8 protein-coding genes are annotated in these 6,249 nt (G+C 73.2%); 4 read left to right on the top strand and 4 right to left on the bottom strand.

What is annotated here, in order from left to right; translation table 11 throughout:
- The 4 genes from alaS to ACIWVC_RS33800 form a co-directional block, all read right to left on the bottom strand.
- The coding region (alaS, locus tag ACIWVC_RS33815; protein WP_396455099.1) for an alanine--tRNA ligase at positions 1–1,553 on the bottom strand (1,553 nt) is incomplete at its 3' end.
- A 2-nt stretch (positions 1,554–1,555) separates the two neighbouring features.
- Positions 1,556–1,891 (bottom strand): hypothetical protein, encoded by a 336-nt coding sequence (locus ACIWVC_RS33810; RefSeq protein ID WP_396453054.1) that lies wholly within the window; start codon positions 1,889–1,891, stop codon positions 1,556–1,558.
- Positions 1,888–2,301 carry a DUF948 domain-containing protein gene (locus ACIWVC_RS33805; RefSeq protein WP_396453052.1) on the bottom strand — a complete coding sequence of 138 codons (414 nt, stop codon included), beginning with the start codon at positions 2,299–2,301 and terminating at the stop codon, positions 1,888–1,890. Before ACIWVC_RS33805 ends, ACIWVC_RS33810 begins: the two co-directional genes overlap by 4 nt.
- Before the next feature lie 103 nt (positions 2,302–2,404).
- On the bottom strand, positions 2,405–3,667 hold the full coding sequence (locus tag ACIWVC_RS33800; RefSeq protein WP_396453058.1) for a replication-associated recombination protein A: 1,263 nt from the start codon (positions 3,665–3,667) through the stop codon (positions 2,405–2,407).
- A gap of 226 nt (positions 3,668–3,893) precedes the next feature.
- Here ACIWVC_RS33800 and ACIWVC_RS33795 point away from each other — a divergent pair, with 226 nt between their 5' ends.
- From ACIWVC_RS33795 to ACIWVC_RS33780, 4 genes are all read left to right on the top strand, one after another.
- On the top strand, positions 3,894–4,292 hold the full coding sequence (locus ACIWVC_RS33795; RefSeq protein ID WP_396453050.1) for a hypothetical protein: 399 nt from the start codon (positions 3,894–3,896) through the stop codon (positions 4,290–4,292).
- A gap of 105 nt (positions 4,293–4,397) precedes the next feature.
- Entirely contained in the window at positions 4,398–5,003 is a 606-nt protein-coding gene (locus tag ACIWVC_RS33790) for a DUF3105 domain-containing protein (protein WP_396455097.1), read from the top strand.
- Complete coding sequence (locus ACIWVC_RS33785; protein WP_396453046.1) at positions 5,000–5,593, top strand: DUF305 domain-containing protein; 594 nt, start codon at positions 5,000–5,002, stop codon at positions 5,591–5,593. The genes ACIWVC_RS33790 and ACIWVC_RS33785 overlap by 4 nt, the downstream gene beginning before the upstream one ends.
- A gap of 64 nt (positions 5,594–5,657) precedes the next feature.
- The gene (locus ACIWVC_RS33780; protein WP_396453044.1) at positions 5,658–6,224 is read left to right on the top strand and encodes a TIGR03086 family metal-binding protein; all 567 of its coding nucleotides are present in this window, start codon (positions 5,658–5,660) and stop codon (positions 6,222–6,224) included.
- Positions 6,225–6,249: the final 25 nt, after the last annotated feature.

Here is a 6,249-nt window from a genome sequence, read left to right as displayed (position 1 = left end):
TGGTCGGCGAGCTGGCCGCCGCCCTCGGCGTAGAACGGGGTGCGGTCGAGGACGACCTCGACCTCGGTGCCCTCCCCGGCGGCCGGCGCGTTGGCGCCGTTGACGAGGAGCCCGACGAGGCGGGCCTCGCCGGTGAGGCTGCCGTAGCCGGTGAAGTCGACCCTGCCGCCGGCGCCGGTGAGCAGCTCGTCCAGGACGGAGACGTCGAGGTTGCCGGTCTTCTTGTCGCGGGCGTCCTTCTTCGCGCGCTCCCGCTGCTCCTGCATGAGCCGGCGGAAGCCCTCCTCGTCGACCTGGAGGCCCTGCTCGGACGCCATCTCCAGGGTGAGGTCGATCGGGAAGCCGTAGGTGTCGTGGAGCTTGAACGCCTGCTCGCCGGGCAGCGTCGCGCCGCCGGAGCGCTTGGTCTCCTCGACCGCGGTGTCGAAGATCGCGGTGCCGGTGCGGAGCGTCTGGAGGAAGGAGTCCTCCTCGGCGTCGATGACCGTGTGGATGTTCGCGGCGGTGCGGACCAGCTCCGGGTACTGCTCGCCCATCGCGCTGATCGCGACGCCGGTCAGCTCGTGCATGAGCCCGGCGTCCTGGCCGCCGAGCAGCCGCAGGTTGCGGATGGAGCGGCGCAGGATGCGGCGCAGCACGTAGCCGCGGCCCTCGTTGCCGGGGCGGATGCCGTCCGCGACCATCATCGTCCCGCTGCGGACGTGGTCGGCGATCACACGCAGCGACACGTCCGCGCGGTGGTCGCGGCCGTACCTGGCGCCGGTGAGCTCCGCGGCGCGGTCCAGGATCCGCCACAGGGTGTCGGTCTCGTAGATGTTGTCGACGCCCTGCAGGATCGCCGCCATGCGCTCCAGGCCCATGCCGGTGTCGATGTTCTTGGCGGGCAGCTCGCCGAGGATCGGGAAGTCGGCCTTGCCCTCCCCCGGACCCCGCTCGTACTGCATGAAGACGAGGTTCCAGACCTCCAGGTAGCGGTCCTCGTCGGCGACGGGGCCGCCCTCGCGGCCGTACTCGGGGCCGCGGTCGTAGTAGATCTCCGAGCACGGCCCGCACGGGCCGGGCACGCCCATCGACCAGAAGTTGTCCTCCATGCCGCGCCGCTGGATGCGGTCGAGGGGGACGCCGACCTTGTGGTGCCAGATGCTCTGGGCCTCGTCGTCGTCCTGGAAGACGGTGACCCACAGCTTGTCCTCGGGGAACCCGAAGCCGCCCTCCTCCCGCGGCCGGGTCAGCAGCTCCCAGGCGAACGGGATCGCCTGCTCCTTGAAGTAGTCGCCGATGGAGAAGTTGCCCAGCATCTGGAAGAAGGTGGCGTGCCGGGTGGTCTTGCCGACCTCCTCGATGTCCGGCGTCCGCACGCACTTCTGCGCGCTTGTCATCCGGGGGGACGGCGGGGTGCGCTGCCCGAGGAAGTACGGCTTGAACGGGACCATGCCGGCGTTGACCAGCAGCAGGGTCGGGTCCTCGGCGACCAGGCTGGCCGAGGGCACCACCGTGTGCCCGCGCTCCTCGAAGAACGTGAGGAAGCGGCGGGCGACCTCTGCCGACTCCATGATCAGTGGCCATCCTTGTCGTCGTCGATGATCGTGTATCGCGCCTTCAGCACCCGGCGGGGCGGGGACCCCCGGTATCCGGGCACCTCGGCGTCCGGCGGAGCCTGGTCCATGCGGACGGCCTCGCGCAGCTCCTGTTCGCGGGCCTGCATCTCGGTACGGACGTCGGCGGCGAAATTCCTCAGCCGCTCCCCGGTGCCCTTGCCCGTCGCCACCGCGCGCATCGCGACCCCTTCCGGGGACAGGCTCCGCGCGACCGCCTCCACGCGCCGCTTCACGCGGTGCGTCACGTAGACGCCGGCGCCGGCGCCGACCGAGAGCCAGAACAGCCGCCTCATCGCCGCCCCTTCCCCGCGGAGCGGGCCTGAAGCTGCGGCCGGCCGGACGCGCCCCGCCCGTCGCCGTCGCTCTTCAGCGCCTTGCGGACGCCGTAGGAGAAGGCCGCGGCCTTCACCAGCGGGCCGCCCACCACCGAGGTCATGACCGTGGTGACGGCCGAGACGTTCTGGGTGACGCCGGCGACCTGCTTGGTGATCACGTCGGTCCGGCCGAGCTGCTCGTTGGCGCGCTTCACCGTGTGCGTCATGTCGTCCAGCAGGGGGGCGGCCTGGTCGCCGATGTCGCGGACGACCTTGCCGGCCTCGGCGAGGAGCCGGGAGAGCTTCAGCAGGGTCAGCGCGATGAACGACACGAGCACCGCCCAGAACACGGCCACGATGAGGGCTGCCAGCTGTCCACCAGTGAGCATCGGGCTTTCCGTTCGTGCGAATTCGGTTCGGGGCCGTTGCGGCGTGACAGACCTTACCGGTCGGAACGCCCCCGTGGCGGTAGCACCGGCCCGGCGGGGGCGTTCAGCGCCGGTCGCCGCCGCCGCGCAGGACCGAGCGGATCCGGGCGAGGACCTCGGTGAACCGCGCCTCGGCGCCGTGCCTGGTCGGGCGATAGTACTCCCGCCCGTCCACGGAGTCGGGCGCGTACCGCTGCTGGACGACGCCGCCGGGGTGATCGTGGGCGTACTTGTAGCCCTCCCCGTGCCCGACCTTCGCGGCGCCCTTGTAGTGGGAGTCGCGCAGATGCCCGGGGACGGGCCCGGCGAGCCCCTTGCGGACGTCGCCGAGCGCCCCGTCCACCGCCATGATCACCGCGTTGGACTTGGGCGCCAGGGACAGGTGGATCACCGCCTGGGCGAGGTTGATGCGGGCCTCGGGCAGGCCGACGAACTCCACCGCCTGCGCGGCGGCGACCGCGGTCTGCAGCGCGGTGGGGTCGGCCATGCCGACGTCCTCGCTGGCGTGCACGATCAGCCGCCGGGCGATGAACCGCGGGTCCTCCCCGGCCTCGATCATGCGGGCGAGGTAGTGCAGCGCCGCGTCGACGTCGCTTCCGCGGATGCTCTTGATGAACGCGCTGATGACGTCGTAGTGCTGGTCGCCCTCGCGGTCGTAGCGGACGGCGGCCCGGTCGACGGCCTTCTCCAGGACGTCCGCGTCGACGGCGCCGCCCTCGCCGACGACCAGGGACGCGGCCTCCAGGTAGGTGAGGGCGCGGCGGGCGTCGCCGCCGGCGAGCCGGACGAGGTGGTCCTCGGCGGCGGGGTCGAGGGACACCGCGCCGCCGAGGCCGCGCTCGTCGGCCAGCGCCCGGCGGACCACCTCGCGCAGGTCGTCGTCGCCGAGCGGTTCCAGGGTGAGCAGCAGCGAACGGGACAGCAGCGGGCTGATGACGGAGAAGAACGGGTTCTCGGTCGTGGCGCCGATGAAGGACACCCAGCGGTTCTCCACGGCGGGGAGCAGCGCGTCCTGCTGGGCCTTGTTGAAGCGGTGGACCTCGTCGACGAACAGGACGGTCTGCCGGCCGGTCATGCCCAGCTCGCGCCTGGCGAGGTCGATCTCGGCGCGCACCCGCTTGACGCCGTCGCTGACGGCGGAGATCTCCACGAACCGCCGGGAGGTGACACGGCTGACGACCGTGGCCAGCGTCGTCTTCCCGGTGCCCGGCGGCCCCCACAGCACCAGCGACATCGGCACGTCCCGGTCGACGAGCTGCCGGATCGGGGTGCCGGGGCCGAGCAGGTGGCCCTGCCCGACGACCTCGTCCAGCGAGCGCGGGCGCATCCGCACCGCGAGCGGCTGCTCCGCCCCCGCGGCGGGCGGCGCGGCCTCGGGGGCGGGCCCGGCCGGCTCCCGGCCCGGCGCGTCGAAAAGGCCCTCCGGCTCGCCCGATTCAGCCCTGCTGGTCACGCCTCGACACTATCTCCCGGCACCGACGGCCGTGGCCGGGGAACCGGGCGGTAGGCTCCGGCGTTGGAACAGCCCGAAGGCGCATTGCAGGAGCGTGACGGTGTCTCGTACGGCCCCGCATCGGCGCCACGGGACGGCCGGGCTGCTCGTGGCGCTGTTCGTCGCGGCCGGGCTGGTGTTCAGCTACGGCCTGGGCCACGGGCCGCCGCCCCGCGTGTGCACCGAGCACGCCGTGAGCGTGCCCGTCACCGCCCTGTCCGCCGGGCAGGGGCTCGCGGAGGCGGCGCTCAGCGCCCCCGCGAAGCCGCATCCGCGGGCGCCGCTGGACGTGTGCCTGTGCGCCGCCGTCCTGTTCACCCTCCTGCTGCTGGCGCTGGCCGCCGGGCTGCGCCGCCCCTTCTCGCGGCTGCCCGCGCGGGCGGGCTGGTCGCTCGCCCCTCCGCGGAGCGCCGCGCCCACCGCGCCGTCTCTGCCCGTCCTCCAGGTGCTCCGGCTGTGATGAGCAGGCCGTAAGGCCGCACGCACCGCCGTATCGCCGTCGTGACCGACGCCGCGATGCGGCGCTGCCCGCATCCCGTCAGCAAGCACCCGAGAGGACCCCTCCATGTCCAAGAGCGCCCGTGTCAAGAACGCCAGGAAGCAGAACGCGCTGACGCAGCGCGAGACCCCCTGGGGCGCCATCGCCTCCTTCACCGTCATCGGCCTGGCCGCGGTCATCGCGATCGGCTACACGTTCGCGCAGACCAGGTCGTCGTCCGCCGACTCCCCCTCCGTCGCCGGCCTGGTCGTCAAGGACGACCTCGGCCGCGACCACACCACCGGCGCGGTGAAGTACGACAGCGACCCGCCGATGGGCGGCGACCACGACCCCGTCTGGCAGAACTGCGACGGCCGCGTCTACGACGCCCCGCTGCGGAACGAGAACGCCGTGCACTCGCTGGAGCACGGCGCCGTCTGGATCACCTACCGCCCCGGCCTCGCCGGCGACCAGCTCGACATGCTGAAGGCCAAGGTGTCCGGCATCGACTACACGATGCTGAGCCCCTACCCTGCCCAGGACGTGCCGATCAAGCTCACCGCCTGGGGCCACCAGCTCTCGCTGGAGGACGCCTCGGACGCGCGCGTGGACGAGTTCCTGCGCGGCTTCGTGAAGGGCCCGCAGACGCCCGAGCCGGGCGCGGCCTGCGACGGCGCCAAGGACACCCCGTGAGGGGGCGGCGGGTCACCATCGCCGTGGCGGTGCTCGTCCTGATCGCCGGGGCCGCGCTCCTGGCCCGGACCGGTGCCCGCGGTCCGGGCACGGCCGGCCCCGAGGCGGGGTTCGCCCGCGACATGAGCGCCCACCACGCGCAGGCCGTGCGGATGTCGTTCATCGTGCGGGACCGCACGGACGACCCCGACGTGAGGCTGCTGGCCTACGACATCATCACCGCGCAGCAGGCGCAGATCGGCATGATGACGGCCTGGCTGGACGAGTGGGGGGCGCCGAAGGCCGACCCGTCCGGCGGCATGCGGTGGATGTCGGGGCACGGCGGCCACCGGGGCGGCGCCATGCCGGGGATGGCGACCCGCGAGCAGCTCGCCGAGCTGGAGAAGGCGTCCGGCCGGGCCGCCGAGGTCCTGTTCCTGCGGCTGATGATCGCCCACCACCGCGGCGGCGTCGACATGGCGGAGGCGGTGCTGGCCCGCACGGGCCACGACCGCGTGCGGCGGCTGGCCCGCACGATGGTCACCGGCCAGCGTTCGGAGATCACGCTGATGAACGCGATGCTCCGGGAGCGGGGCGCCGCCGCGGTGTGATCGTGACCCGCGACCTTCGCGATAGCGCTTGACAGCGCGGTCGGATCGCGGGTCACTGACCACCATGGCTCACAACCTCAGCGGCTACCACCGGGCCCTCGACCTCTTCGAGGGCCTGGTGGCCGGGGTGCCCAGGGACGATTGGGACGCGCCGTCGCCCTGCGCGGGGTGGACCGCCCGGGACGTCGCCGGCCACGTGACCGGCGGCCAGTTCCTGATCCGGGCGCTGGCCGCCGGCGAGCCCGAACCGGACGTCGGCCGGGACCCGGCGCGGTTCGTGCCGGGCGACGTCCTGATGAGCTGGCGGGCGGCCCGCAAGGAGTGCGCGGCGGCGCTCACCCCGGACGCGCTGGGCCGCCTCATCCCGTTCGGCGGCCTCGGCGAGCTCCCGCTGCGCGACTACCTGGAGGGCTACATCCTGGAACCGCTGGTGCACGCCTGGGACCTGGCGCGCGCGACGGGCCAGCCGTCCCGCCTGGACCCGGACCTGGTCCACCACGCGTTCGCGACGGCCCAGGTGGTGGCCGCTCCCCTACGCGCCACAGGCCGCCTGGCCCCGCCCCTCCCGGTCCCCCGCGGCGCGGACGAACAAACAAGAATGCTGGCCTTCCTAGGCCGCAACACCACCTGAAACAGACCAGACCCGAGCCACAGCA

Source organism: Actinomadura sp., from assembly GCF_044508335.1.
GTDB lineage: Bacteria > Actinomycetota > Actinomycetes > Streptosporangiales > Streptosporangiaceae > Spirillospora.
Note: the sequence above shows the minus strand (reverse complement) of the source record. Positions and strands in the feature narration are given on the sequence as shown.